The following is a 25764-nucleotide window of genomic DNA, read 5'->3' on the forward strand; positions in this document are numbered from 1 at the left end:
GAACTAAAAACCATCTTAAAAATAATGATTATTACAAATAATTTCCGATTCGGAAATGATAATAGATAGTTTTGCCAAGCAAAAGAATGCCTGACGAAATAAACAACATCATTCTTTCACAGTTAGGCAAGAATTCCAGAATATCTTCTCAAGAGATAGCCAAGGTGCTCAGCGGTCTTGGATATTCTCTAACTGATAGAGCAATAAGACAAAGACTGCATAGGCTAGAAAAAAATAACACCATCATAGGATATTCTACAATCCTTAATCCGGAAATTGTTTCAGAGAAGGTAAACAGAACAGTACTACTAAAGTTCAAAATGTCTGCAACTTCATCTGAGTCAATTGAAAGACTAACAGACTATGTAAATGAGTCTCATTTTTGTACATATGCAAGTAGAATTAGTGGAGACTTTGATTGGATGTGTCATTTCGTATTTGATTCAGTATCACAGTACGACCTTGAAACAAATAATTTTCTAAACAAGTTTGCAGATTTGATATCAGACTATAGATCATATGAATCAAATTTGATCAAGGCATCACCTTATACAATATATGACGAATCCTCAATTAGAGAGAAGAAACTACACGTCTACAAAATTTTAAACAATATAAAAAAACACGATACATTAAATGAAAGACTCCAGGCAATAGTAGAAAGTCTTGTAAAATATTTTGATGCAAGATTTGCAAGAGTGTGGTTTGTAGACAAGAAAAAGAAATTTTTGATATTGAAATTCAGTGCTGGCAAGTACAAGAGTTTAGGCGGAGAGTTCTCCAAAGTCCAAATAAAATCTCTAAAAATTGGAGCAATAGTTACCACAAAAAAACCAGTTGTCTCAAATGACGTAGTCAATGACAGCAGAATAAAACATCATCAATGGGCCAAAAAAGAAAAATTAAGATCTTTTGCAGGATATCCGTTATTTTACAAGGGGTCAGTAATAGCAGTACTTGCAATGTTTAGTCAGAAGCAATTTTCGCCATCGGATTTTGAGATATTGGGGATTTTTTCTGAGCAAATTTCAAAAGAATTAGCAGGATTCTTTGAAACACAAGATTTTCTATCAGAATAACATGTGTGTATTTCATCAAAGATGCCTTGAGACAATACTGATGAAAAACAAAGATTACACTATATCTTCTCACGTAGAAATATCACAGAACGCAAAATCAAGCCTGAAATTCCAAGATTAGAGGTGAGAAATTCAGATGCACGCAAAAGAGAGGACTCTCCGCGAAATCCCTCATCATAAACCATCTCAACTGAACCCTTGTCGGTTTCAACGTAGGAAGTAATCAACGAATATTTACCAAGTTTTTCATCAGTTCTCTCAAGATATAGACGAAGCTCAACTTTGGAAATTACAAACTCGTCTTGATTGAAGTTTCCAGACGAAAACAAAACTACCACATCATCAGGATTTTTGTTGATTCGTTCTGGATTATGCAGATCAGCAAATTTCATTTACTATTAACGGGTCAAATCATAGATAAGTAGTATTTGACATAAACTCAGATTACAAGTTCTTACGCAAGTATTATTTACAGTAAAAAATTATTTGCAAAAGTGGACCCACACAAATTTCATGGCAAGGATGTTCCCCACATCAAACTAGATCCAAAAATGACAATCGAGGACTTGGTAAACGTATTTGCAAGTTCAGGTTTTAATGCTAGGCAATTGGGAGAAGCTGCCAAACTTTATGCGCAGATGATAAAAGAGAACGCAACAATTTGCCTGACTGTTTCAGGAGCAATGACTCCAGTAGGATTTGGAGGAATAATCAAGACATTGATAGAGCGTGGGTTTGTGGATTGGATTATCACTACAGGTGCAAATGTGTATCATGAAGATCATTTTGCTTGGGGATTGCCAGTAAAGCAAGGAAGTTTTGATGTAGATGACATGAAGCTTTATGAAAATGAAATTGTTCGAATACGTGATATTTACATTAAATTTTATGAAACACTAGAAGCTGAAGACCAAATTATACAGAAAATGTTTGCAGACGAATTCCCAGACAAGTCATTTACAACCGCTGAATTTTGTAACGTAATGGGCAAGATGAGCAAGGAGAATGCAAAATTCCCTGAAAGGAGTTTTGTCACTACAGCTTATGAATATGATGTACCTGTTTACATATCTACAATAAAGGATTCATCACTGGCATTGAATTTGGCAGTGCATAGATTACAAGATAAAGTGTACAATTTAGATTTTGTACGTGAGATAATAGAGCAGGCTGCAATATTGTATGATTCAAAAAAATCGGGGATTTTAGAATTAGGTGGAGGAGTTCCAAAGAACACTGCTCAGCAAACAGGCCCTCTGTTAGATCAGATTCTAAGAAGAGATGACGGGGGACAGGACTACATAATTCAGATTACAGATGCCCGTCCAGACACAGGAGGTTTATCAGGTGCTACCCTACAAGAAGGAAAAAGTTGGGGCAAAGTACAAGATGCGCATAATGGAATGGTTACAGTGTATGCAGATGCGACAATTGCATTTCCAATACTTGCATTATACGTACTTAGTAATCAAAAATCACGAAAACCAAAAAGACTTTACAAAAAATTAGATAGCATGTATGACAAACTCAGCAAAGACTACTTTAAGAATCCAGTAAACAAAGTAAAACGAAACTCAAAGAAAAAGAAGAAAAATTAAAACTTGTCAAATCTGGCACGTTCAAGGTCTCTGTCATCTTTGGATTCTTTCTTCCATTCCTTGTAGTGATCTTTGCAAAGTACAGTTTTCTTACCAGTCGAATTAACTCGCAAACCAGCATTCTCAACTTTGGTTGTGTTTAGTGACCTAGCACCATTTTCATCGCATCCTTCGACATTGCATTTTGCACCTTTTGATACAATACCCATGATATCAAATAATTTAGATATTATTTATATTTGAAAAAATGATTTCTTTCAAATAATTTGTTCATCGTTTATAAGAGGAACATATTTTTCTCAAATTATGGGCGGAGCAAAAAAGACAACAACTGCTACCAAAGACAAATCCTCAAGCTCAAAGGACTCTAAGAAAGGTAAGAAAGACAAGGGCGAGGGAGGACCAAAGAAAGCAGAGATCACAGTCATGGTAAATGAACAACAAGCAATGAAAATTATCCAAAACTCTAAGGTAATAACCGTCCAAGACTTAGCAAGACAAACAGGAGTCAAAATTTCAGCTGCAAATGCTTTCCTAAGAAAATCTACAGAGGAAGGCACAGTTAAGAGAGTAGGCGGATATTCAGGACATCACTTGTATCAAGCTGCCTCTTCATAAATAGAAAATACATCACCAGAAACAACTTTACTTAATTCATCCATATTATCACCAAGGTTTCCTATCGGGGTCATTTTTTTTCCAGAGGCAACATCATTGGTAAAAAAACAGATACTTCCAGTTGATGGTAGAAATGCAATATCTCCTCTTTTGAACTCAGATCTTGCTCTTTCAATTCCAGAATCAATTACTGTTTCAAAATAAAAGACACTTTTTCCCATCTGATGAGCATGTCCTTCTAATGGAAGAGATCTCATAATTGTTCCAACTGTTCTTGGAGAGAGGTGGCGTTTAAGATCACAGGAGATTTTTGCTTTTCCTCTAATTTCTAGAACAAGATGTTTTCGTGAGACAGAAGATGTGCTCAATTTTTGATTTAAAATGATTAGATTATATAACGTTTTAAAAGACTCTCGTTACTTGTCTGATGCTGCTGAAGAAACTGAATTGTTAGAAGCTCCAGAAAATGATAAAGAAACTGAATTGTTAGAAGCTCCAGAAAATGATAAAGATGGAGAACCAGAAGAAAACGCCGGGTTAAACAAAGCAATTGACACTTATCGAAAACTAATTGAAAAGAAAGATGGAGCAGAGGGATTATCTGAAAAAGAACAAGAAGCCCTCGAAAACAGAATCAAAGAGATTGAAACTAGAGAAGTAGTAGAAAAAGTAGAAGTTCATGAACCAGTTGAAATCCCATGCGAAAAAAATAAGATTACAATTGGACCACCTACATTAACTCGATTTGAAAAAGCAAGAATAATGGGCGCAAGAGCATTACAACTATCATTAGGAGCACCACCATTCATACCAATTCCAAAAACTGCAAGAATTTCTCTAGATATCTCCATGGAAGAGTTAGAACAAAGAGTAATTCCGATCACAATTAGAAGAGTTTTACCAAATGGGGACTTTCAAAATATCCCAATTGACTATTTCCAAAAATGAATCAATGGTCGATAAAACTTAAAAGAACAAAAAATTGCTGATTGTTGAATAATGCTCATGGAAGGAACAAATGAACTGCAAGGTCAAGAGCAGACCAACTCAATGTCCAATACAACTAGTGTGAGTATTGGAAATGAGCCAGTAATGCAGTCAGCAGTTGATGTTTTAGCGTTGATGGGAAAGAAAAATCAAGTCACACTAAAGGCAAAGGGAAATTCAATCCCAAATGCAGTTGCAGTAGCAAACATCATTACAGAAAAGCTCATGAGTGGAAATTCCAAAGTTCAAAAGATTGTTTTAGATACAGAATCTGCTGCAGGCATAGGAAAAATGACATCCACAATTGAGATAGTTTTAGAAAAGACCAGTAATTCCTAGTATACGCTGCCAGGACCTTTTAGCAACATGTTTTCACATTCTTTGCACACTCGTTCATCAATATCAGATTCTAGATTATGATGTATTTCACATATCAAAAGACTTGATTTGATATAATTGCATAGTCCGATAAATTTTGAGAGACTAGAAGGAGTATAAGCCATATCTGAAGACAAATTATCACTTAGTTCATCAACCATTATTGCAACTTGTTTTTCAGACAAAAGTTTGGCAATAAGAGATGGATCACCACGGGTTCCTCGGATGTAATTGCTGACAGCTGCTTGAGTAACACCCAGCATCTTAGAAATTTCATCTTCACGAATATTATGATCTTCTGCTAATTTTTTTGCAAGTATTGCACGCAGAGCTGGGATTAGAGTCTTAGATTCAATCTCTGCAGGAAGAAGCATTAATTCTCAGCACTTTGATAAAGGATTTAAAGTTTGCAATGAACCTAGAATTTCAAAACAAGTATCAATTGAGCATATCTATTTTAATTTGAATTTGCATCAGTTCGTGATGGAGGAGATTTACAATAAAGTGTATGATGCACTAGAAGAATCATGCAACGCATGCAAATCAAGTATGATTGCACTTTCAGGGGGTTTGGACAGCTCCATCATAGGTCATTTTTTAAGGGATCGTAAAGACATCAAGGCAGTATCAGTAATTTCAGAGGACTTTGTTTCTACAGATCTAACATACTGTCAAATGATTGCAAAAGAACTAGGAATGCCACTATCAATTTACAGTGTCAAGACTGCTGAAATCCTCGAAGGAATTGAGGAGACAATAAAGATTTTAAAAAATTTCAACGATATTGAGATTCGCAACAATGTTGTGATGTATCTAGCAATAAAATGGGCAAAAGACAAAGGAGAAAAAAGCATCATTACAGGAGATGGGGCCGATGAATTGTTTGCAGGATACAACTTTTTGATTAACAAATCAGAAGAGGAGCTTGAAGAAGAAATTAACCGCATTTGCAAAATAATGCACTTTCCAACACAAAAGATAGGAGAAGCCCTTGGAGTTACAATCGAGTCTCCATTTTTAGATGAAAAAGTCATCAATTTGGCAAAAGAAATTCCCGCAAATCTGAAAGTTGGAACAAAGGAAGAAAAAAGATATGGGAAATGGATTTTGCGCAAAACATTTGAAAAACATATTCCTCAGCACATAGTGTGGAGAGACAAGTCACCAATGCAGGAAGGTTCAGGCACTGCTGGATTAACCGGATTGTTTGAATCTATAATAGATGAAGAAAAATATGTTGAAAAAAAATTGACTGTGGAAAAAGAAGACAGTATAGTCATACGAAGTAGAGAGTCGATGCATTATTATGAAATTTTTAAAAAACATTTTGGAGTTCCAGCCAAAAGGGAATCAGAAAATTCCTGTTCATACTGTAAACAAGTTGTGATAAATTCTAGATTTTGTAGAATGTGTGGTGCGTTTCCGATTTAGGAATTGTTCTTGTATTTGCGTGGTTTTTTTATGAAAATCCTTCTGCATCCATTGCAGCAAAAATAAAATTTCTTTCCATCATGCTCATGAAGCAAAGCTAAATCTTCATCAAGTTCAATTCCACATACAGGATCTACTGGCACAGATTTTTCTTCTGGAGATTCTATTTATAGATTGATAAATCACAAATGTAAAATTAAAAGATCAAGAAGAGATAATGTCCAAGATCTTCTTTGGAAGAACGCCATAATCAGCATCAGGTTCTGCTACGACATACAAAATATCTTCATTTAAGATAAAACTAATTGCAAGTGCACGTTGACGTGAGGCCATAGCAAAGTTTACAGATCCAAGTTGCTTGTCAAACTCTTTTCTCATTTTGACACGTAGCGCAAGTTCCATGAAAATCATCTCATCGTCTTTTTCATTCTCCAGGGGTTCAACATTTTTCTTCATTCCACCTGCTACCAGTCTGCCTCTTTCGTTGATTACACCTGCAAATCGAATTGAGGGGTCAAGTTCAATTATAGTAGAACATATTTTATCGTAATCATAAATTCTGTTTGTCAATTTGTAATCTGTTTTGTTTTTAATTTATCTCATTTATTATCTTTGCATGGAATTTTTTGTGATAACAAAGCCAAAGTTCTAAGATGTGAGTTTCTTGACTAGAGCAAGAAATTCTTCTTCAGATAAAGGAGGGATGTTCATTATCTCCATGTTTTCAGTAACATGAGATTCAGATTTTTGGCCAACAAGAGGTGCCAAAACACCAGGCGAAGAGCGCAAAAATTGTAGTGCTCTTAATGAAGGTTTTAGATCATTGAACTCAGGCATAGTACCAGGAGTCAACAACCGTCCTTGCATGAAGGGCACACTGGTAAACACTCCGACATCCAATTGCACCGCAGATTCTAAGAAGGAGACATTTTTGTCTCCTATCATTTGTGTTTTTCCAAGCAAAGCTTGATCATAATACATGTTGTATGGCAATTGAATAAATCTAAATCCATGATCATCACCGCCAATTTTTTTTGCCATGTCAACGGTTTGTTCTAATGACAAGTACTGAGGGTTGTCTTTAGGTACTCTAAAGCATTCCCATGTGGCCATTCCATAGTACTTTATTTTACCTTCATCACGTTTTTGTTCATAAAGTTCAAACACAGACTTTAGATTTTCCTGAAATTGTTCTTTTGAGACATCCTTGATTTGTCCTTCAATGGCATTATGTAGATACATCAAATCAATACAGTCCAAACCAAGATTTTTCAAACTACGATTAAGCTGATCCTCAAGATAAGGAACAGTCATACAATGATAACCAGATGTGATATCTCCTTCACGTACAACTCCTTTGTCAGTATATTCTTGCTTAACATACTCCCAGAATCCCAAATTAACATCAGCGTCATTTGTAACATATCCATTCTTGCTACTGATGAAGATTTGATCACGAGCAATTTCACCATCAGATACCAATTCAGATATTGCCTTGCCAACTGATCTTTCTGCTTTTTGCGACCTATAATTTATTGCAGTGTCAACCACATTGACACCAGATTTGATTGATTGTTTTACCGCATTTGTAACTAATTCATCAGTAATAGAGTTAGCATCACCCAGGTAGGTTCCAATTCCTACATTGGAAAGATAGAGGTTTTGAAATTGTTTAAAATTAGCAATATCAGCTTTAGAGTTTTGAGCAAATTTTTTTGTCCCTTCAGTAGTTGCAAATCCAGAAATCATACAAATCAGTCAGCATTCACTAAATTTATGTCTAGATCATAGAATTTCTACAATCCAACCAAGAACCCAATTACCAAAAGAGAACCTGAGATTCTGCTGAACAACAAAGTAGAGGACATAAACGGAACCAAACTGTCAACAGAATCAAAATTCTTTTTCAGGCCCAGTCCAGACTTGACCATCAAGGAGATTCCGGCAAACACAATCAAAGAAGATAATGGAAACAATTCAGTTATCACCCCGACAGAAATTGCAAGGTATGAGACTAGAGGAAAGACCCAAAATACATTTACTGCTTTTTCCTTTCCCAGTGCAATTACCAGTGTTTTTCTTCCTTTGGATTTATCTGCATCATGGTCTGGAAATGAAGCAATAAACAAGACCAGCGATGATAATGAACCAACTGCAATACCTGCAAGAATTGCTTCAAAAGTAATGCTTCCTGACTGAATAAAAAAAGTGCCAAGAACAATCATAGACCCTTTTACTGCAACAAAAAACTCACCCATTCCAGAATCGACAATTTTAGTAGAGTAAAAGTAGATGGAAAGGATTGCAAACCCAAGAATAACTGCGATAATGATCCCATCAGTAAACACAAAGTAAGCACCAATTGCAGAACCAATTATCAAAAATGCAACTCCTGCTCTATACACAGAAGATGGCTTGAGTAGGCCTTCAGGCAATACCCCTGTCCCTCCACTCATTTTGGTTCTCTTTGTTTTTGTGTCAATACCACGTTTAAAATCCCAAAAATCATTGAGTAGGTCTACACTTGCATGTAAAGCCATGACTCCTGCAAAGATAAGAATAGAGTCAAAAATTTCAATTGTGGATGTTTGCCACCAATGCAGAGACAAGCCAACAGAGACTGCAATTACAGATGCCAGCAAAAATCTAACACGTATAACACGCAACCATACAGACAGCATGGTTGAGTTTAGAATTTAGATTATAATATTCATGACTTTTCATAGAGTTTTGTTTATATCAAAAAACCAATGATGAACAATGTATGATAATAGGAAAAATATCAAGAGATGATAAAAGAGTCAAATTTACACTTGAGATTCATTGTATAAATTGTGGAAAAAAAGTACCTGGAGGATTGCAAGCTTCTGAAAAATTTTATCAAACAAAAGAGTTCAAATTAGAATTAGAGCGATTCAAAGAAAATTACCTCTGCGGGATATGTAGAGACAAAAAAAGAGTCTCAAAGAATCAGTCAAGAAAAATGTGAAAAATTAGGCTCGTAGTATTAGAGGCATTAAAAAGAATTAACTAAATTAAAAGATCCCAAAAATCATACAAGAGATTCATCATCAACTTCAATAGGTTTTCGGCCCATAAATCCAGAATCTTTTTCATGCCAGAATTTTATCTCAGTTTCACCATACTTCCAGCAAAGCCAGACCTCATCATCAAATCGTTTTGAAGGAAAGTCAAGTAATCCTTGGTCTATGCTTTTTACTACAACGCCTGTACTTTCTAAAATTTCAATGGCCTCATACATTTTTGTGATTGCAGAATTTAGTTGCTGTTTTAAAGTTACATAGTCTTCAAAGGAATTCGTAGTGGAAATATTCATTTGTAATTGTTGTTCGATCTTTTTTACTTCGTTTTGTTTTGCTAATGCATATTCGTATTTCTTTATTACATCAGGAAGTGCCTGATTAGCTTCACTTGTGGTAAAAAATGAGAACATATTGAAAATTTCAAAATTCCTTAATTAAAAATCTTAGGTGATGAAAAAAGTACTATTCATTATTTTTTGAACATAATCCATATTCTAGATCCTACAAAGAGGCCAACTGCAAGGACGATTAACAAAGGAACTATTATTTGTCCTTCATCCATGATTATTCTGTACGCAATCAAGTCTTTAATTTTTTCACGTGTAATAGATGCAGGTTTATTAAGAATCATTGATGGTTTAGAATATGAGTCAAGAAGACCAAATGGAGACATTGATAACACAGACAATTAATGGTGCAATAGCAACAATTCCAGCATATCTAGAAGAAATTAAGGAGAAAAAAGAAACATTGAAGGTAGAAGAACCAAAAGAATTTGTTTATGGAGTAGTCATGGGAATGGCACTTGGAATGAGTGGCGCCATACTAAGTGCACAAAAGGAGATGCCAACTGCAGAAGATCAGATGAAGGTAAGAGACCTCATTTACAAACACATACCAGAAATCAGAGAAAGGATTTTTTCTTGACAGAATTCTCAAGTAATGAGTCAAAGTTTTTAAAAAATAACGAAGCTGCAAGGATTGCGACATCACAAAAAGATATCCCGCACGTAAAGCCAGTATCTTTTGTATTTTACAACAACAACATTTGGATAGCTACAGATTATGAGACTCACACATTTAAGAACATAAAATCAAATCCAAACACAAGTATTACAATTGACATTTACAAGTCGGGCCATCACAAAGCAGTTTGTGCACAAGGAAGAGCAAAAATCATTGAAAATGGTTCAGAGTTTAAAGAAATTTACAACATATTTTATGAAAAATTTGATTGGGTAAAAAGAGATCCATGGAAAGAAAATGAGGCACCATTTTTAAAATTCGTGTTAAAGAATAAAACTAGTTGGGGTCTAGACTAGATTTTGTAAAATTTATTCTTCAAGGCAATAGCAGATTTTGAGTTTGGGTAATTGTATTTTGAATTAACGTTCCACCAACCCTTCTTTTTTGCATACAAGTAAATAACATAAGTCATTGCCAAACCAATTGAAATGAAAAAGATTGCGGTTGTGTCAGAAATAGATTTCAAATTGGCAAATTTTTCAGGACTCCATGAAAGAAACTCCATTGCAGCTGCAAGAACAAGTACAGATGAAACAAGAATGATGATTAGAATGGATCTATTCACAATCAAGATTTCAAATGTATAATACTAGAAAATTACTGCTTTTCATAAAAGAAAAACAATTATCAAGTGGAGATAAGAAAGAGATGCATTGTCAAACAAGGTAAAATGTTCTCATATTTTGGTAGCAAAACAAAGCGAATCACTTGAAATACTTGAGAAACTAAAGAATGGTGAAAAGTTTGGAAAGCTAGCAAAGAGTTTTTCTATTGATTCAGGTAGTGCAAAAAAAGACGGGAATCTTGGGTATTTTACAAAGGGCATGATGGTAAAACCATTTGAAGAAGCAGCTTTCAAGTTACAGGTTGGAGAAATATCAGATCCCATCAAAACAGAATTTGGATATCACATAATCAAGAGATTCGGTTAAACATAAGATAGTAGTTACCAAGTATGGTTATCTTATAGTGAATTTTTACAGTTCTTCCTGCGATGACAATATCACAATAAACAACTCTATCAATGCAACAATAGTGCAAAATTCAACCATCAAAATTTAGAAAAATTTGAATTGTGGAAAATAATCTCAATTTTTTCGAATTTCGATTCTATTCATCTAAAGTAGTTATAATATGGAATCTTCATTTCATTTTTGTATAGCATTGAGTAAAAAGTTAAAAAATTACATTACTTCGGTTTTGCTCTTCTTTTTAGCTGGGCTTTGTGAGATTGGAGGAGGATATTTGGTATGGCTTTGGTTGCGTGAAGATTTTGGTTTTGTGTTAGGAGCAATCGGAGGATTTGTGTTATTTTTGTACGGAATTGTCCCTACATTTCAGAAAACATACTTTCATAGAATCTATGCAGCTTATGGAGGAGTCTTTATTGTAATGGCTGTATTCTGGGGATGGTTAATTGATGACGTGAAACCTGACAGCTATGACATCATAGGGACAATGATTGCGGTAATTGGAGTATTGATAATTTTCTACTATCCAAGAAAAGGAGAAAAGATTTGGTCGAAGTAGCCTCAACAATTGTAGTGTTCTTTTTTGCAGCACTCCTAGAGATTGGTGGAGGATATTTGGTATGGAAATGGTTGCGTGATCATAAAGGAAAGATTCTAGGACTAGTTGGAGGGTTGATTTTGTTTTCTTATGGTATTGTTATGACTTTACAGCCTGCAGATTTTGGCAAAGTCTATGCCACTTATGGAGGAATCTTTGTAGTGTCCTCAATAATTTGGGGGTATTGGGTTGACAAGAAAAAACCAGACAGATTTGAGATAATAGGCTCAATAGTTATATTGATCGGAGTTGCAATCATGTTTTACTGGCCACGTTAAGTTCCCAAAATTAACAATTATTTTCAAGCAGACCTAATCTTTAACCTGAAATTTATTTTACAAAAATGATTTGCACTTCAAATATTGTTTTTCTATGATGAGTTTATTTCAAACTATTTTTTACCGTTAAGTGATTCCACATAGGGTGGAAAAGAATCATCAAGTAACACTTCGTTTCTAGAATAATCCACATCTACTGCAATAACGACAGGTTTTTCCAGAATTGATTTTGCCTTCTCCAAAGTTTGTGCAAACTCTTCAGTAGACTTTACATGAAATCCTACTGCTCCAAAGCTTTCTGCAATTTCAATAAAATTAGGATTAGAAAATTCGGTAAACACACTTGTTCCAAATTCATGTTTTTGTTTTATCGAGATTAGGTTCAAGTCATTATCAACCCACACCACAATGATGACAGACAATTTTAGTCGTACTGCAGTCTCTAATTCTTGTACGTTCATTAAAAATCCCCCATCACCTGTCATCGCGACAATGGTTTTTTCAGGATAGACCATCTTTGCTGCCAATACACCAGGCAGTGAAAAACCCATAGATGCAAACCCATTTGGAATAATGCATGTGTTTGGTTCAAAGGTTTGATAAATTTTAGAAATCCATAATTTATGAGTCCCTACATCAGATATTACAATGTCATCGTGATTGATTTTATCTCTGACTGAAAGAATTAGTTTTTCAGGTTTTATTGGGTAAGAATCATCATCTTTGAATATGTTGATTCTTTCAATTACCTCAGAACGGACTTTTTGGAATTTTTCTGGTACATCCTTTCTTGGAAATGAATTCAATGATGGATCTTCTGATTGGAGTTGTTCAATTTCTGACAATATTGCATCCATTGCATCACCAATGTCAGAAGATATCTCAACATCAGGTCTATAGAACGTATAGACTTCAGAAGGAGTAAAATCAACGTGAATAATTTTCTTGTTAAGATCAGAATTCCACATTTTGGGAGTGTATTCAACTAAATCATAACCAACCGAAATTACCACATCAGCATCCAACACTGCTTGTAATGCATGATCAGCATCTTTGATTCCTATTGTTTGAAGGTGGGTTTCACAGTCATCAGGGATGACGCCTTTGCCCATGAATGTATTAATTGAGAAAATTTTTGTTTTTTCGACGAATTTTCTAAGCTGAGGACTCTCATGTTCTCGTGCACAGCCATTTCCAACAAACAAAAGAGGTTTTTTTGCTTCCAGTATCATCTTGGCTGCTTTTCTGATTTGTTCCTTGTTTGCCTCTGGTCGATATATTTCCTGAAATCCAATTGGAGGTATATCAGATTCTTGTTTTGCAATATCTTGAGGTAATTCTATATGAGTTGCGCCTGGCTTTTCAGTTAATGCAATTTTAAATGCTCTTCTTACAATTTCTGGAATATTTTTTGCATTTCTAATGGACCAGCTCCATTTGGTCATGGGTTCAAACATCTTTACTACATTCAGGTTTTGGTGAGATTCTTTATGCAGCAAATGAGAATCAGTCTGTCCTGTTATTGCCAACAATCGTGATCTATCCATATTTGCATTTGCTACACCTGTAACTAGATTGGTAGCGCCAGGCCCAAGAGTTGCCAAACAGACTCCAACTTTTCCTGTTAATCTTCCATAAACATCTGCCATAAATGCAGCTCCTTGCTCATGCCTAGTGAGAATAAATTTGATTTTCGATTTTGATAAGGATATCATTAGATCCGCATTTTCTTCACCAGGAATTCCAAAGATGTATTCCACACCTTCAGATTCTAAACATTCTACTAATAGATCCGAAGCTTTCACATTTATTCATCCCACTTTTTTTTCTTGTTTAGCATGAGATATACATAATATGTGAGACTGCTTTTCAAATAATTCAAACCTTTTGGCAAAAAATTGTTCTACAGAATTAATTTGTATTCCGTTAATCACAAATACTAGATTTTGGTTTTAACATTATATCAAACCAATAGTTAGAAAAAACAAGAATAGAAATGACAACAATTACAGAAAATACAATAGAGGAAATACTAGATTATCTTGAAAAATCAATTAATAACTTGGTAAAAGAATCAATCAAAAGTATGGAGATGGGCGGAGATTTCAAAGAGATGGAAAATTTTCTTCAAACCCAATTTGACATCAGATTAGAAAATTTGTTAGAGAGAGAAAACAGTAGTATTCATCATTTAGAATCAGGAATGAAAAACAAAGTAATTCATAGAAAACAGGCAATACTAGATAAAACACTCAGACAGTACAAATCCTAAAAAAACGCATCTAATCCGTTTTTTTGCAATTGAGTTTCTTGGTTTTTCTCCAAGACTTTGGTCATTTTATCACCCATAGATTTTGCAGCAGTCATCTTTCTTCTTCCAATCCAATAATAGGTTTCATCTATGGTGTTTTTAGCAATTAAGACTACAAGTTTTCCAGTGTCTTTTCTTCCTGTTCTTCCTCTCCTTTGTATAAAACGAATAGAACTTGGAACATTGTCATAAAAGATAACTTGGTTTACCTCTGCAATATCCAGTCCCTCCTCACCTACACGCGTAGCAATTAGAACCTGAAATTGACCATCTCGAAATTTCTGTACAGTTTCTATCTGCTTTTTTTGCTTTAGTCCAGTGTCTCCTGCCTTTCCAATCAAAATTCCAGCAGACACTCCAAGTGCTTTTAATTCATTGAAAATAAGATCAACTGAATCACGATAGCTAGTAAAAATCAAAGCTTTTCCAGGAACAGAATCCAAGATTTCTTTGAGTTTTGGAATTTTAGAGTGTTCAATACCTCTAGATTGAGCCTCTTTAGCAAGATGAATTGCGCGAGTAAAGTTAGGATCAACTTCAAACAACTCTTTGACTCCAACACCTTTCTTGGTTTGTGCACGTTGACAGAACTTTAGAAAAGGAGTGATTCCATGTGCTTCAAGTATATTCAACGCATAATGAATTCGAATTGCAGTAAAGAGAGGTTTTGCAGATCGTCGGTTTTGATTTAATACAAATTGTCTAATTCGAAGTAATGCAGAAAGAGATTGTTGTTCTGCCAAACGTATACCATTTTTTTTCAGTATCGAATATCTTTCATCTAATGCTAGTTTCAATAATTTTTGAATTATTTTTAGTTCGTCTGGTAATTCCACATTAATCCATTCTGTGTTAGTTTCTTGAGTGAATGGCTTTACATCAGGACTATCTTCATTACGTTCAGCTACGCTGGAAATTTTTAATCTCGTAAGAATTTCAGTTGCTTTTTCTTTTTCACTTGGTAAGGTTGCAGTCATGCCAACTATTCGAATTGATGTATTTTCCAATCTCTCTGCAATTCCAGAGTATGCATAATCTCCCACAGTCCTGTGAACTTCATCAAATATAACCAAGTTAAATTGAGAAGGAGACAAAATTTGTCTATCCAAATCATTTTTTGCAATTTCAGGAGTTGCACAAATGACGCTGTTATTCCATAATTTGGTGCGCTTTTGAACGGTATCCTCACCAGTAATCAATGCAATGTCATCTAAGGTTAGAGTTTGTTTAAGAAATTCAAAATGTTGATTGACTAAAACACGAGTAGGTGCTAAAAACAACACGCCACCATCACCTCGTGACAAGTATTCTGCGATTACCTGCAAAGCAACGGCAGTCTTTCCTAGACCTGTAGGTAAGACAACAATACAATTTTCACCAATTGCCTGATTGGCTAAATTAACCTGATAATCTCTTTTTTCTAATGTGCCAGACCGAATGTATTTTTTTTCAACATATTCTGTCATGATGATACCTAAAATCCAAAAAATATCGATTTTATGCTTTCGTGTAGTAAAGTGTTAGTCACAACTTAACAAAAAATGATAGATTACTAGGCTCAAAATCGTGACTCATGTTCGATATTTTTCATATGTACAATAGAAAATCACAATTTTTAGACAAAATCCAATTTGCTAGAAGATAGAGCAATCATCACAAATTGGAATAATAAAAAAATAATTTTGAAAAAACAAAATTTACTCTAGTTTTTTCTTTGCTTTATTGATCATGAGAGTTTCTTCACGAAGGTGTTTTTTCAGCAATCTTTCATGATCTTTTTTGTGAGTACTGTATGCTTTATTGAGCGCCTGCTTTGTTTTTGCTCGCTTTACAGCATTGTTGAATTTCTTGTGAATTACATTCACTTGAGATGAGTAACTTGCCATTGATAATAATTTTCAGTAATGTTAAAGAAGTTTACGTATATTTCGTGTATTGAAAAATTCATGCAGTTTTTGATCGCAAGAAATTCCAAAACAACGTGATCCATATATTGAACAGAAAAACAGCATCTTTGTGAGTGGTTCATTTAACAGACCAAACTGGGATGAATATTTTATGCTTCAAGCAGAACTTGCAAAGTTAAGATCAAACTGTATTACAAGACAAGTAGGAGCAGTAATTGTTAGAAATCACAGGCAATTAGCTACAGGATACAATGGCACACCTCCAGGAATCAAAAATTGCTTTGATGGAGGTTGTAAAAGGTGTCAACTAAGAATGGAAGGAAAATTAGAATCTGGAGCTTCACTTGACAGATGTCTATGCAATCATGCAGAAGCAAATGCAATCATGCATTGCGCAATTTTAGGGATTGAAGCTGGGATAGATGGTGCTGTCTTGTATACCACATTTGTCCCATGTCTAGAATGTACAAAAATGGCAATAACAATTGGAATCAGGAAATTTGTCTGTCTTGACTCTTATCCTGAAACAGATTTTGATTTGTTAAAGGAAGCTGGAGTAGAAGTTGTTCAGTTAGAAAAATCAAAAATTTCAAAATGGGCAAAAGAACTGGTTAGCAAATATGAAAGTGTAGTGTGATAAGATGCAAGTTGCCGTTGGAGAAACCACTAATTTACAAACAATGCCTCCATCAATGTTAGTTTCAGCAACATATGACAATAACTCAAAATCAGCAATGCTAAAATTTTACGAGCCTGAATCGCAAAAATTATTCCTATGGAAAGATGAAACAGGACACAAACCCTACTGCTATTCAAAATTAGCCCCTGACGAGTTAGACTTTCTGGATGACAGAGACGATGTTTTAGAAATAAAATCAGTCAAGAGATTTGACCTGATAAAAGATCAAGAAATTGACATGTCTAAAATTACAGTAGCAGATCCACTTGCAATTGGAGGTACCACAGGAGATAAGAGTATTAGAAACATAATTGAGACATGGGAATCAGACATAAAATATTATGAAAATTATCTTTATGATAGAAAATTAATCATTGGAAAATACTACGAGGTAAAAGGAGGAAAGATAATTCCTCATGATTTAGAAATTTCAGATGAAGTAAAGATTGCATTGAAGAGTTTGTTGTGGGACAAAGTCGATAGTGAAAGCATGGTTGACTCCCAAGGATTCAAAGATTTCATATCAGAGTGGGCAGACCTGTTAAACCAACCAATTCCAAAAATAAAGAGACTAAGTGTAGACATTGAGGTTGAAGCAGAAATAGGAAGAATTCCAGATCCAAAAGTAGCTGAAAAAAAAGTGACTGCAATCGGACTGAAAGGGACAGATGGATTTGATCAAATATTTGTTTTAAAAACAAAAGACACAGATCAAGGAGTAAACGAGCTTGACAATAACATCAGAGTTGTATTTTATGACTTGGAAAAAGAAAAAGAGATGATACAAGATGCCTTTAACATAATTCAAGAATTTCCATTTGTAATAACATACAATGGCGATGAATTTGATTTGCCATATCTTTACAACAGAGCAGAAAGATTAGGGATTAAGAATTCAGATAATCCCTTGTACATGATGAGAGATTCGGCAACTCTCAAACAAGGAGTACATCTTGACTTGTACAGAACTTTATCTAATCGCTCTTTTCAAATCTATGCATTTAGTCAAAAGTATACAGATTTTTCACTTAACAGCGTCTCAAAGGCATTACTTGGAAAAGAGAAGATAGACTATGGTTTAGAGTTTGATGAATTGACATTATATCAAACTGCAAACTATTGTTACAATGATGCTCTGCTAACGTATGAGCTGACAAGTTTTAACAGCGATTTGCTCATGAATTTGCTTGTAATCATTGCAAGAATAGGTCGAATGCCCATTGACGACATTGCAAGAATGGGAGTATCACAATGGATCAGGAGTTTGTTGTATTATGAGCACAGGCAGAAAAACAGCTTGATTCCAAAAAGAGAGGAACTACAAAGAAGATCAGAAGGAGTAATGTCAGATGCCGTAATCAAGGATAAAAAATACAGAGGAGGCCTGGTAGTAGAACCAAAGGAAGGAATTCATTTTGATGTAGTAGTTATGGACTTTGCGAGCCTGTATCCAAGCATAATCAAGGTAAGAAATTTGTCATATGAAACAGTAAGGTGTGCTCACGAAGAATGTAAAAAAAATACAATTCCGCAAACAAATCACTGGACGTGTTCAAAGAAAAATGGAATAACATCAATGATTATTGGTTCATTACGGGACCTAAGAGTAAATTATTACAAAAGCCTATCAAAGAAGGAAACTCTAACTGAAGAACAAAGACAGCAATACACAGTAGTCAGCCAAGCACTCAAAGTTATTCTTAATGCAAGCTATGGCGTAATGGGAGCTGAAATATTTCCGCTGTATTTTCTTCCTGCAGCAGAAGCTACAACTGCAATTGGAAGATACACAATTTTAGAGACAATTAAAAAATGTGAAGCAGCAGGTATAGAAGTTCTCTACGGAGATACAGATTCACTTTTTATCAAAAATCCATCAGAACAACAAATACAACAAGTAATAGAACAAGCAAAAAAAGATCATGGTGTAGATTTAGAAATTGACAAATCATACAGATATTGTGTACTAAGTAACAGAAAGAAAAATTATCTTGGAGTAACAAAAAGTGGCAAAGTAGATGTTAAAGGATTAACAGGAAAAAAGTCTCATACGCCCCCATTCATAAAAAAACTATTTTATGAATTACTTGATGTTCTATCCAAAGTAGAATCAATTGAAGACTTTGAAAACGCAAAGAAAACTATCTCAAATAAAATTGCAGTATGCGGTAAAAAGGTGCAAGAAAAAGAGATACCACTGGAAGACTTGACTTTTAATGTAATGTTAAGCAAAGCACCATCAGAATATACAAAAACAATTCCACAGCACATTAGGGCTGCAAAACAACTTGAAACAATAAGAGAAGTAAAGAAAGGAGACAGAATTTCATTTATTAAAATTTTAAACAAACCAGGAGTAAAACCATTAGAACTAGCAAGAAAAGAAGAAATTGATTCAAAGAAATACATGGAATTTATGGAATCAACACTTGAACAAATAACATCATCAATGGATTTGGATTTTGATACAATGTTAGGAAAACCAAAACAGACAGGATTAGACGAATTTTTCTGGAATTAATGTGAAATAAATGGAAATTGATGGAGGATTGCTAACCCTATTGGGAATAGCAGCAGGAATATTGATCTTAACTGGTTGGGTTGAACAAATCTACAAAGGTTACAAAACAAAAAGCCTCAAAGACGTTTCAAAATTTCTCATGATTTTCATCTCTGCAGGCGCCATTTTGTGGTTAATTTACGGATTTGTGGTTTCAGATGTTTTTATCATAGGCACAAACATTGCAGCCATAGTTTTGATGATGATAGTACTAGGAATGAAGAAGAGATATGATAGATTGAAAAGAACACAATAGAAATTCAATCAAGAATTAAATAGAATGCATAAGGGGTGAGATTAATCAAAATGTTTGTAATAAACTGTAAAAACTATGAAGAAATTTCTGGCGATAAAATTATCAAGTTTGTAAAGACTGCAGAAAAAATCTCAAAGAAATTCAAAGTTAAAGTTGCAATTGCACCTCCACAGCATCTCATTGGAGTTGTATCAAAAAGTTCAATTCCAATTCTAGCACAACATATTGATGATTCAAAAATTGGAAGCACAACGGGGTTCATTGTCCCAGAATTGTTAAAAAAATCAGGAGTGAAAGGTTCTCTAATAAATCACAGCGAACACAGAATACCAAGCAAAGACATCAAGAAATTAGTTCTTAAATTAAAAGAATTGAAGATGATCTCAATTCTCTGTGTGAAAGATGTTGCAGAAGCTAGAAAATATGCCAAGATTAATCCAGATTACATTGCAATTGAACCTCCAGAGCTGATTGGATCTGGCAAAGCAGTGTCAACTGAAAAACCAGAGCTGATTACAAAAGCAGCAGTAGCAGTAAAAAGTGCAAAAAACAAAACAAAGCTACTTTGCGGCGCAGGAATAGTTTCAGGAGAAGATGTTTCAAAAGCTGTTGAATTGGGATCTAAAGGGATCTTAGTTGCTAGTGGAATTGTAAAATCCAAAAATTGGGACAAAATAATGTCAGAATTTGCCAAGTCAATGGTTTAATACCCCCTTTTTGTGACTGGTTAATCGTAAAAAATGAAACAAGTTTATTTTTATGATGAAGGAGACGGTAAAAACAAGAAGCTCCTAGGAGGCAAAGGTGCGGGTTTATGTGAGATGACCAAACTAAAACTCCCAGTACCACCAGGATTTACAATCACAACTGAAGTGTGTAAAAAATACTATGAGAATGGTAAAAAATTACCAAAAACTCTCATGGCAGAAGTAAAGAAAAACATTGCAAAAATTGAAAAGAAAACAGGAAAGAAATGGAACTCAAATTCCAATCCATTGCTAATATCAGTTAGATCTGGGGCAGCAATATCCATGCCAGGAATGATGGATACAATCCTGAACTTAGGATTAAACGATGACACAGTAGAAGGGTTGGCAAAAAAAAGTAAAAACCCGAGATTTGCATGGGACTCTTATAGAAGATTCATCCAATTATTTGGAAAAGTCGTCTTCAACGTAGAAGATACAAATTTTGACAAAGTACTAGATTCTGCAAAAGAAAAACAAGGAGTAACAGAAGACAGTGCATTAACAGTTGAATCACTAAAAGATGTAGTTACACAATACAAAAAAATATGTGAAAAACATACAGGTAGAAAATTCCCCGCAGACCCAACAGAACAAGTTGAGCTTGCAATCAAAGCAGTGTTTGGAAGCTGGATTGGAGAAAGAGCATTAGTGTACAGAGAGAAAAACAACATCACAAAGGACATTGCAGATGGTACTGCAGTAAACATTGTATCAATGGCATTTGGAAACATGGGAAATGACAGTGCCACAGGAGTAGTATTTACAAGAAATCCAGGTGACGGAACAAATCAGATTTACGGAGAATATTTGATCAATGCACAAGGTGAAGACGTGGTAGCAGGTGTAAGAACAGGAAAACAAGTTGATCAAATGAAAAAAGACATGCCAAAATCATACAAGCAACTTGCAGACACTTGCAAAAAATTAGAGAAACACTACAAAGAACCACAAGACATAGAGTTTACAATTGAGCAAGGAAAATTCTACCTTCTACAAACAAGAAATGCAAAGATGAATGCAGTAGGAATGGTAAAGACATCAGTAGACATGGTTAAAGAAAAACTAATTGATAAAAACAGAGCAATTACAAGACTACAAGCAGAACAATTAGAACAACTGCTTCATAGGACAATTGACCCAAGTGCAATCAAAAACTATGAACAACTAGCAAAAGGAATCGCAGCATCCCCAGGTGCAGCAAGTGGAATTGCAGTATTTGATGTTAAAAGAGCAACTGAGATGGGCGAACAAGGTACAAGAGTCATCTTAATCAGAGAAGAAACCAAACCCGAAGATGTTCCGGCATTCTTTGAATCAGTAGGAATTCTAACAAGCAGAGGAGGAAAAACCTCACATGCTGCAGTTGTAGCACGTGGAATGGGCAAACCATGTATTGTCGGATGTTCTGATTTGAAAATCAATTATGATAACAAGCAGTGTACTGCAAATGGAAAAACAGTCAATGAAGGAGATGCCATCACAATTGACGGAAGTTCGGGCATCGTGTACGTAGGAGACATACCTACAGTCGAACCTAAAATTAACTTAGACTTTAAGAAGATACTAGAATGGTCTCAAAAATCTAAGAGTATAGGAATCAGAGCAAATGCTGACACTCCAGAAGGAGCAAAACTTGCAAGAGAATTTGGAGGACAAGGAATTGGTCTGTGTAGAACAGAAAGAATGTTTAACGGAAAAGACAGAATAGGACTTTTTGTAGAGATGATAATGGCTGAAACCATTGAGGACAGAAATGAAATTCTCAAAAAATTAGGCCAATTACAAAAAAGTGACTTTGTAGAAATTCTAAAAGCAATGGAAGGATATGAAGTAACAATCAGACTATTGGATCCACCTCTACATGAATTCTTGCCAAACCCAGAAGAATTAGCAGAAAATATTCGTAAACTAGAAGGTAACAACTCATCTGAAGAAATTAAGAATTCAGAAAAAGTCCTAAAGAGAGCAAGAGAACTTGCCGAGATCAACCCAATGATGGGTCATAGAGGAGTCAGAGTAGGAATCACATATCCAGAAATTTATGAAATGCAAATCAGAGCAGTATTTGAAGCACTAGTCGAATTAACAAAGAAAAAAGTCAATGCACATCCACAGATAATGGTTCCACAGATTAGCAGTGTTACAGAACTAAATCACATCAAGAAGATTTACGACACCATCAAAAAAGAAGTGGAAAAAGAAAACAAGATGAAATTAAAGATAAACTTTGGAACTATGATTGAAGTAGTCCGAGCAGCACTCACCTCAAATGAGCTTGCAGAGACTGCTGAGTTCTTTAGTTTTGGTACCAACGATCTTACACAAGGAACTTTTAGTTTCAGCAGAGAAGATGTTGAAGGTAAATTCCTTCCAGAATATCTTGAAAAAGAAATACTTGAAAGAAATCCATTCCAGTCAATTGACGTAAACGGTGTTGGCAGTTTGATGCAGATAGGGATCTCAAACGGGCGCAAGGTGAGAAAGAATATGGAAATAGGAATTTGTGGAGAGCATGGGGGAGATCCAAACTCTATCAAGTTCTGCCACAAGGCAGGTCTAAGCTACGTCAGTGCATCACCACACAGAATCCCAATTGCAATAGTTGCAGCAGCACAAGCAGCCATAGAGAATCCAAAAAAGACCAAATCAAAGAACAAGAAAAAATAGAATCAATTTTTCTGTGATTAATTTGCAGAAATAACATTCCTACTATGTCATCGCGATTTCAAGACTCTTGATGTCAAGTTGAGGATTTGGGCATCAACAAAATATTTCCCAAAAATTCCTGAGAAGGAAAAGAATCCAATGTTTGCAAGGCGTTTGTCCTTATTCAAAACAAAAGACTGGAATCTTATCCAGAGGATCCTCAGTTTATCGACAAGATTGTTGAGAAAGAAGGCGAAAAGATTGCCAGTTGAATTCTGAATCTTCCAGACGAGTTATGCCAATACGAGTCATAGAAAGAGATAATGACAGAATGGGAACGAATCGCATCCCCTGAGATAGAGTTTGTCACCAATAATTATGCAATAACTGAAGGTGACGGAGAAATAATTTCAGTAATGGAGATGCTTCACAATTTCAAAAAGAAGACAGGTTGGATATAGTTTGAATGGGGAATCAGTACTATTTTGGACAACTTTTTGTAGCTTGACTGTTTTCCCATACCTGATGTTTTTTAGTCATTTTTTACTCCGCAGTCAAAAAATTGAATACACTATTCCAATTTTTACGAACAGAATGTACTAGGATCTTTGGTAACTAGTAACTGAATATAGATTTTCTAATACGGACCATCTAGAAATCCTGGTTTTTTAGATACGAACTTTATTGTCTTAGTTCAGGTCTAGTTTGAATCGTGGTATACAACATCCTATTTTTCTAAATTTCTGGGGCTTTGAACTGATTCTCATAATCCCGTCCAAGGCTTTGAACGCAAATATCAAGATCTAAGCGAATTGAGTTATTTTGAGGCATATGTTGTGGGAGTTATTAGGAGGTAGTAACATATCTATCAAATGTTCATTGGTTACTTCTACAAATTTAATATAACAAAAACAATTACCTGATTCTAGTTAAATTGCTTCCACGTATTGACTCAATAAAACAGATAAGACTCAAGATAGGAATCACTCAGAAAAAACTAGCCGCAATGGCAGGAGTTAGCACATCAATGATTAATCAAATAGAATCAGGTCGGAGCCAACCGAGTTATGAGACAGCAAAAAGGATTTTTGACAATCTTGCGAATTTAGAAGGAAAATCATCATCACACACTGCGGGAGATTTTTGCAGCAAAGATATCGTAAAGATAAAACCAACTCAAACCCTACATGATGCCATCAAAAAGATGCATGAATTGTCAATTAGTCAAATTCCAGTTTTTAGCAATACAGAGATTGTCGGAGTAATATCAGAAGACGGCATTGTAAAGCACCTGGTAGATTTAGGGGAGGCAGAATTAAAGAAAGCCAAGATATCAGATACGATGGACCCAATACCTCCAATTGTGGATTTTGACACGCCGGCAAACGTTCTTGTTCCACTGATTAGATATTCAAAATGCATTCTGGTATCAAAAAAATCCAAAGTAGTTGGGATCATCACAGCTTCAGATACCCTAAAAATGATGGAATAAAAATTGGGTTAGCTAGCAGAGGGGTGTTCACACAATTCTGCCAAGACGCCTTCAAGGGATTTTGGATGAATAAAGGTGACTTTAGTTCCAGCAGAGCCAGGTCTTATCTTACCAAGGAATTGAACTCCGCAGCCTTCCATTCTCTGGGCTTCGCCCTCAATGTTTCCAGTTTCTAATGCCATGTGGTGTAATCCCTGACCTTTCTTATCAAGAAATTTTTTGATAGGACTTTGGTCATTGGTAGGCTGCATCAATTCAATTCGTCCATTTTCCAAATGAATGATGGCAACCTTGACACCTTCTGTCTCTACCGTTTCAAATTCAACTTCCTCAACTCCCAGTGCCTGCTGATAGACTTTAGCAGATTCCTCTACGTTATTCACAGCAATTGCTATGTGGTCGATTTTCATCAAAAATACAAGGAATCAACAGTATTAATTAGTTACAATAAGATATTTTGAAAAAAGCCCAAAGTATGAATTTCACAAAGTTTTCCATTAATTTGAGTTTGTTTGCTCTGGAAATTAAGATCCAGTTTAAATGGTAGATTTTTAGCCGAAAATAGTATGCAGAAAAGGATTTCAACAATATTTCTAATGGTTGCCATTGTCTCGGTAATGACAATGGGAGTTGGAATTGACTCTGTGGACGCAAAGAAGTCTAGTGGCACATACAATCAAAAGTATGGGAGTGCCACAAAGGCAATAGTATGTGGGGATAGACTCTGCTCTGAAATAAGTACAGAAGAAGGGGAGGAAAAACCACAAAAAGGTACCCAAACAAAATCAGAGACAGCATCTAGCGGATGTGGAAGCAACTCCATTCAAACAGGAGCTGGATGTACAGCAGTAGAGATTTCAGGCGCTACAATTCAAAATTCCAAATACGTCAAGGATTCTGGAAAAATTGTAATTTATCTACAAGCTGAAAACGACGGAAAAATCAAGATAATGAACTCAAACATTACAGAAGAATCAATCGGATTGGTTTTGGTGGACGGAGAAGAATGGGACGATGTTGTTGTTTCAGGCTCCAATGTTACCATCGAATTCTTTGCAGGAACAGAGAAAATCAAAATTTATGGAAATTAACTTTCCATTTGTCTTATTTTTATTTTTTAAAAATCTTAGATCAATTTCCAGATAACACAAACAGG

The 25764-nt window shown here is 35.1% G+C and carries 36 protein-coding genes; 21 read left to right on the forward strand and 15 right to left on the reverse strand.

The features are described 5' to 3' along the window. The first annotated feature begins 86 nt into the window (after positions 1 to 86). A complete protein-coding gene (locus ACOQN3_RS05965) occupies positions 87 to 1079 on the forward strand; it encodes a GAF domain-containing protein (protein ID WP_420545571.1) in 993 nt (330 codons plus the stop codon). 59 nt (positions 1080 to 1138) lie between these two features. Here the strand turns inward: ACOQN3_RS05965 and ACOQN3_RS05970 are convergent, their stop codons facing one another. Continuing rightward, positions 1139 to 1471: a hypothetical protein gene (locus tag ACOQN3_RS05970; protein ID WP_420545572.1), complete on the reverse strand. Its 333-nt coding sequence runs from the start codon at positions 1469 to 1471 to the stop codon at positions 1139 to 1141. Between the two features lie 102 nt (positions 1472 to 1573). Here ACOQN3_RS05970 and ACOQN3_RS05975 point away from each other — a divergent pair, with 102 nt between their 5' ends. Continuing rightward, positions 1574 to 2677, forward strand: a complete 1104-nt coding sequence (locus ACOQN3_RS05975; RefSeq protein ID WP_420545573.1) for a homospermidine biosynthesis protein — start codon at positions 1574 to 1576, stop codon at positions 2675 to 2677. Here ACOQN3_RS05975 and ACOQN3_RS05980 read toward each other — a convergent pair. Next, positions 2674 to 2886: a hypothetical protein gene (locus tag ACOQN3_RS05980; protein ID WP_420545574.1), complete on the reverse strand. Its 213-nt coding sequence runs from the start codon at positions 2884 to 2886 to the stop codon at positions 2674 to 2676. The two genes, ACOQN3_RS05975 and ACOQN3_RS05980, sit on opposite strands and share 4 nt — an antisense overlap. Positions 2887 to 2983: 97 nt before the next feature. On the opposite strand from ACOQN3_RS05980, the gene ACOQN3_RS05985 reads away from it, so the two are divergent. Continuing rightward, positions 2984 to 3295, forward strand: a complete 312-nt coding sequence (locus ACOQN3_RS05985) for a MarR family transcriptional regulator (protein WP_420545575.1) — start codon at positions 2984 to 2986, stop codon at positions 3293 to 3295. Here ACOQN3_RS05985 and ACOQN3_RS05990 read toward each other — a convergent pair. After that, positions 3277 to 3663: a cyclophilin-like fold protein gene (locus tag ACOQN3_RS05990; RefSeq protein ID WP_420545576.1), complete on the reverse strand. Its 387-nt coding sequence runs from the start codon at positions 3661 to 3663 to the stop codon at positions 3277 to 3279. The two genes, ACOQN3_RS05985 and ACOQN3_RS05990, sit on opposite strands and share 19 nt — an antisense overlap. Positions 3664 to 3676: 13 nt before the next feature. Here ACOQN3_RS05990 and ACOQN3_RS05995 point away from each other — a divergent pair, with 13 nt between their 5' ends. Both ACOQN3_RS05995 and ACOQN3_RS06000 read left to right on the forward strand, forming a co-directional pair. Further along, on the forward strand, positions 3677 to 4243 hold the full coding sequence (locus ACOQN3_RS05995; RefSeq protein ID WP_420545577.1) for a DNA-directed RNA polymerase subunit K: 567 nt from the start codon (positions 3677 to 3679) through the stop codon (positions 4241 to 4243). Positions 4244 to 4294: 51 nt separating this feature from the next. Continuing rightward, the gene (locus tag ACOQN3_RS06000; protein WP_420545578.1) at positions 4295 to 4621 is read left to right on the forward strand and encodes a DNA-binding protein; all 327 of its coding nucleotides are present in this window, start codon (positions 4295 to 4297) and stop codon (positions 4619 to 4621) included. Here the strand turns inward: ACOQN3_RS06000 and ACOQN3_RS06005 are convergent. Further along, positions 4618 to 5034: a transcriptional regulator gene (locus ACOQN3_RS06005; protein ID WP_420545579.1), complete on the reverse strand. Its 417-nt coding sequence runs from the start codon at positions 5032 to 5034 to the stop codon at positions 4618 to 4620. The genes ACOQN3_RS06000 and ACOQN3_RS06005 overlap by 4 nt on opposite strands. Positions 5035 to 5143: 109 nt before the next feature. Between ACOQN3_RS06005 and ACOQN3_RS06010 the strand changes: the two genes are divergently transcribed. Beyond that, on the forward strand, positions 5144 to 6091 hold the full coding sequence (locus tag ACOQN3_RS06010) for an asparagine synthase C-terminal domain-containing protein (RefSeq protein ID WP_420546602.1): 948 nt from the start codon (positions 5144 to 5146) through the stop codon (positions 6089 to 6091). Here ACOQN3_RS06010 and ACOQN3_RS06015 read toward each other — a convergent pair. From ACOQN3_RS06015 to ACOQN3_RS06030, 4 genes are all read right to left on the reverse strand, one after another. Continuing rightward, positions 6088 to 6234 carry a YHS domain-containing protein gene (locus tag ACOQN3_RS06015; protein ID WP_420545580.1) on the reverse strand — a complete coding sequence of 49 codons (147 nt, stop codon included), beginning with the start codon at positions 6232 to 6234 and terminating at the stop codon, positions 6088 to 6090. The two genes, ACOQN3_RS06010 and ACOQN3_RS06015, sit on opposite strands and share 4 nt — an antisense overlap. Before the next feature lie 61 nt (positions 6235 to 6295). Then, complete coding sequence (locus tag ACOQN3_RS06020) at positions 6296 to 6661, reverse strand: DUF6659 family protein (protein ID WP_420545581.1); 366 nt, start codon at positions 6659 to 6661, stop codon at positions 6296 to 6298. A gap of 78 nt (positions 6662 to 6739) precedes the next feature. After that, complete coding sequence (locus ACOQN3_RS06025; protein WP_420545582.1) at positions 6740 to 7840, reverse strand: aldo/keto reductase; 1101 nt, start codon at positions 7838 to 7840, stop codon at positions 6740 to 6742. Between the two features lie 47 nt (positions 7841 to 7887). Beyond that, a complete protein-coding gene (locus tag ACOQN3_RS06030; protein WP_420545583.1) occupies positions 7888 to 8772 on the reverse strand; it encodes a prenyltransferase in 885 nt (294 codons plus the stop codon). Between the two features lie 83 nt (positions 8773 to 8855). Here ACOQN3_RS06030 and ACOQN3_RS06035 point away from each other — a divergent pair, with 83 nt between their 5' ends. Then, positions 8856 to 9080, forward strand: coding sequence for a hypothetical protein (locus ACOQN3_RS06035; protein ID WP_420545584.1), 225 nt, complete (start codon positions 8856 to 8858; stop codon positions 9078 to 9080). A 63-nt stretch (positions 9081 to 9143) separates the two neighbouring features. On the opposite strand, the gene ACOQN3_RS06040 is transcribed toward ACOQN3_RS06035, so the two are convergent. Together ACOQN3_RS06040 and ACOQN3_RS06045 are read right to left on the reverse strand one after the other, a co-directional pair. Further along, positions 9144 to 9545 carry a DUF2203 domain-containing protein gene (locus ACOQN3_RS06040; RefSeq protein ID WP_420545585.1) on the reverse strand — a complete coding sequence of 134 codons (402 nt, stop codon included), beginning with the start codon at positions 9543 to 9545 and terminating at the stop codon, positions 9144 to 9146. Between the two features lie 59 nt (positions 9546 to 9604). Further along, on the reverse strand, positions 9605 to 9766 hold the full coding sequence (locus ACOQN3_RS06045; protein WP_420545586.1) for a hypothetical protein: 162 nt from the start codon (positions 9764 to 9766) through the stop codon (positions 9605 to 9607). Positions 9767 to 9780: 14 nt separating this feature from the next. Between ACOQN3_RS06045 and ACOQN3_RS06050 the strand changes: the two genes are divergently transcribed. Further along, positions 9781 to 10062, forward strand: coding sequence for a hypothetical protein (locus ACOQN3_RS06050; protein WP_420545587.1), 282 nt, complete (start codon positions 9781 to 9783; stop codon positions 10060 to 10062). Then, complete coding sequence (locus ACOQN3_RS06055) at positions 10059 to 10457, forward strand: pyridoxamine 5'-phosphate oxidase family protein (protein WP_420545588.1); 399 nt, start codon at positions 10059 to 10061, stop codon at positions 10455 to 10457. The genes ACOQN3_RS06050 and ACOQN3_RS06055 overlap by 4 nt, the downstream gene beginning before the upstream one ends. On the opposite strand, the gene ACOQN3_RS06060 is transcribed toward ACOQN3_RS06055, so the two are convergent. Beyond that, a complete protein-coding gene (locus tag ACOQN3_RS06060; RefSeq protein ID WP_420545589.1) occupies positions 10454 to 10726 on the reverse strand; it encodes a hypothetical protein in 273 nt (90 codons plus the stop codon). The genes ACOQN3_RS06055 and ACOQN3_RS06060 overlap by 4 nt on opposite strands. Before the next feature lie 88 nt (positions 10727 to 10814). Here ACOQN3_RS06060 and ACOQN3_RS06065 point away from each other — a divergent pair, with 88 nt between their 5' ends. The 3 genes from ACOQN3_RS06065 to ACOQN3_RS06075 all read left to right on the forward strand — a co-directional run bounded on the left by ACOQN3_RS06065 (position 10815) and on the right by ACOQN3_RS06075 (position 12008). After that, the gene (locus tag ACOQN3_RS06065) at positions 10815 to 11093 is read left to right on the forward strand and encodes a peptidylprolyl isomerase (protein WP_420545590.1); all 279 of its coding nucleotides are present in this window, start codon (positions 10815 to 10817) and stop codon (positions 11091 to 11093) included. 232 nt (positions 11094 to 11325) lie between these two features. Then, positions 11326 to 11691: a YnfA family protein gene (locus tag ACOQN3_RS06070; RefSeq protein ID WP_420545591.1), complete on the forward strand. Its 366-nt coding sequence runs from the start codon at positions 11326 to 11328 to the stop codon at positions 11689 to 11691. Then, a complete protein-coding gene (locus ACOQN3_RS06075; RefSeq protein ID WP_420545592.1) occupies positions 11679 to 12008 on the forward strand; it encodes a YnfA family protein in 330 nt (109 codons plus the stop codon). Before ACOQN3_RS06070 ends, ACOQN3_RS06075 begins: the two co-directional genes overlap by 13 nt. Before the next feature lie 113 nt (positions 12009 to 12121). Here the strand turns inward: ACOQN3_RS06075 and ACOQN3_RS06080 are convergent, their stop codons facing one another. After that, positions 12122 to 13813 carry an acetolactate synthase large subunit gene (locus tag ACOQN3_RS06080; protein WP_420545593.1) on the reverse strand — a complete coding sequence of 564 codons (1692 nt, stop codon included), beginning with the start codon at positions 13811 to 13813 and terminating at the stop codon, positions 12122 to 12124. 191 nt (positions 13814 to 14004) lie between these two features. Between ACOQN3_RS06080 and ACOQN3_RS06085 the strand changes: the two genes are divergently transcribed. Further along, entirely contained in the window at positions 14005 to 14280 is a 276-nt protein-coding gene (locus ACOQN3_RS06085) for a hypothetical protein (RefSeq protein WP_420545594.1), read from the forward strand. Here ACOQN3_RS06085 and ACOQN3_RS06090 read toward each other — a convergent pair. Further along, positions 14277 to 15785, reverse strand: coding sequence for a DEAD/DEAH box helicase (locus tag ACOQN3_RS06090; protein WP_420545595.1), 1509 nt, complete (start codon positions 15783 to 15785; stop codon positions 14277 to 14279). The two genes, ACOQN3_RS06085 and ACOQN3_RS06090, sit on opposite strands and share 4 nt — an antisense overlap. Positions 15786 to 16016: 231 nt before the next feature. Further along, positions 16017 to 16205 (reverse strand): hypothetical protein, encoded by a 189-nt coding sequence (locus ACOQN3_RS06095; protein WP_420545596.1) that lies wholly within the window; start codon positions 16203 to 16205, stop codon positions 16017 to 16019. A gap of 130 nt (positions 16206 to 16335) precedes the next feature. Between ACOQN3_RS06095 and ACOQN3_RS06100 the strand changes: the two genes are divergently transcribed. The 7 genes from ACOQN3_RS06100 (at position 16336) to ACOQN3_RS06130 (ending at position 24608) form a co-directional block, all read left to right on the forward strand. Beyond that, positions 16336 to 16863, forward strand: coding sequence for a deoxycytidylate deaminase (locus ACOQN3_RS06100; RefSeq protein ID WP_420545597.1), 528 nt, complete (start codon positions 16336 to 16338; stop codon positions 16861 to 16863). A 4-nt stretch (positions 16864 to 16867) separates the two neighbouring features. Further along, positions 16868 to 19426: a DNA-directed DNA polymerase I gene (locus ACOQN3_RS06105; protein WP_420545598.1), complete on the forward strand. Its 2559-nt coding sequence runs from the start codon at positions 16868 to 16870 to the stop codon at positions 19424 to 19426. A gap of 10 nt (positions 19427 to 19436) precedes the next feature. Next, positions 19437 to 19721 carry a SemiSWEET family sugar transporter gene (locus ACOQN3_RS06110; RefSeq protein ID WP_420545599.1) on the forward strand — a complete coding sequence of 95 codons (285 nt, stop codon included), beginning with the start codon at positions 19437 to 19439 and terminating at the stop codon, positions 19719 to 19721. 50 nt (positions 19722 to 19771) lie between these two features. After that, complete coding sequence (tpiA, locus tag ACOQN3_RS06115) at positions 19772 to 20428, forward strand: triose-phosphate isomerase (protein WP_420545600.1); 657 nt, start codon at positions 19772 to 19774, stop codon at positions 20426 to 20428. Between the two features lie 33 nt (positions 20429 to 20461). Beyond that, the gene (gene ppdK, locus ACOQN3_RS06120) at positions 20462 to 23137 is read left to right on the forward strand and encodes a pyruvate, phosphate dikinase (RefSeq protein ID WP_420545601.1); all 2676 of its coding nucleotides are present in this window, start codon (positions 20462 to 20464) and stop codon (positions 23135 to 23137) included. A gap of 302 nt (positions 23138 to 23439) precedes the next feature. Then, positions 23440 to 23577 (forward strand): hypothetical protein, encoded by a 138-nt coding sequence (locus ACOQN3_RS06125; protein WP_420545602.1) that lies wholly within the window; start codon positions 23440 to 23442, stop codon positions 23575 to 23577. Positions 23578 to 24050: 473 nt separating this feature from the next. Then, positions 24051 to 24608, forward strand: coding sequence for a CBS domain-containing protein (locus ACOQN3_RS06130; protein WP_420545603.1), 558 nt, complete (start codon positions 24051 to 24053; stop codon positions 24606 to 24608). Between the two features lie 8 nt (positions 24609 to 24616). On the opposite strand, the gene mce is transcribed toward ACOQN3_RS06130, so the two are convergent. Further along, on the reverse strand, positions 24617 to 25018 hold the full coding sequence (gene mce / locus ACOQN3_RS06135; protein ID WP_420545604.1) for a methylmalonyl-CoA epimerase: 402 nt from the start codon (positions 25016 to 25018) through the stop codon (positions 24617 to 24619). A gap of 156 nt (positions 25019 to 25174) precedes the next feature. Here mce and ACOQN3_RS06140 point away from each other — a divergent pair, with 156 nt between their 5' ends. After that, entirely contained in the window at positions 25175 to 25699 is a 525-nt protein-coding gene (locus ACOQN3_RS06140; RefSeq protein ID WP_420545605.1) for a hypothetical protein, read from the forward strand. The last annotated feature ends 65 nt before the right edge of the window (positions 25700 to 25764 follow it).

Source organism: Candidatus Nitrosopumilus sp. (assembly GCF_965223225.1).
In the GTDB taxonomy this organism is placed as follows: Archaea; Thermoproteota; Nitrososphaeria; order Nitrososphaerales; family Nitrosopumilaceae; genus Nitrosopumilus.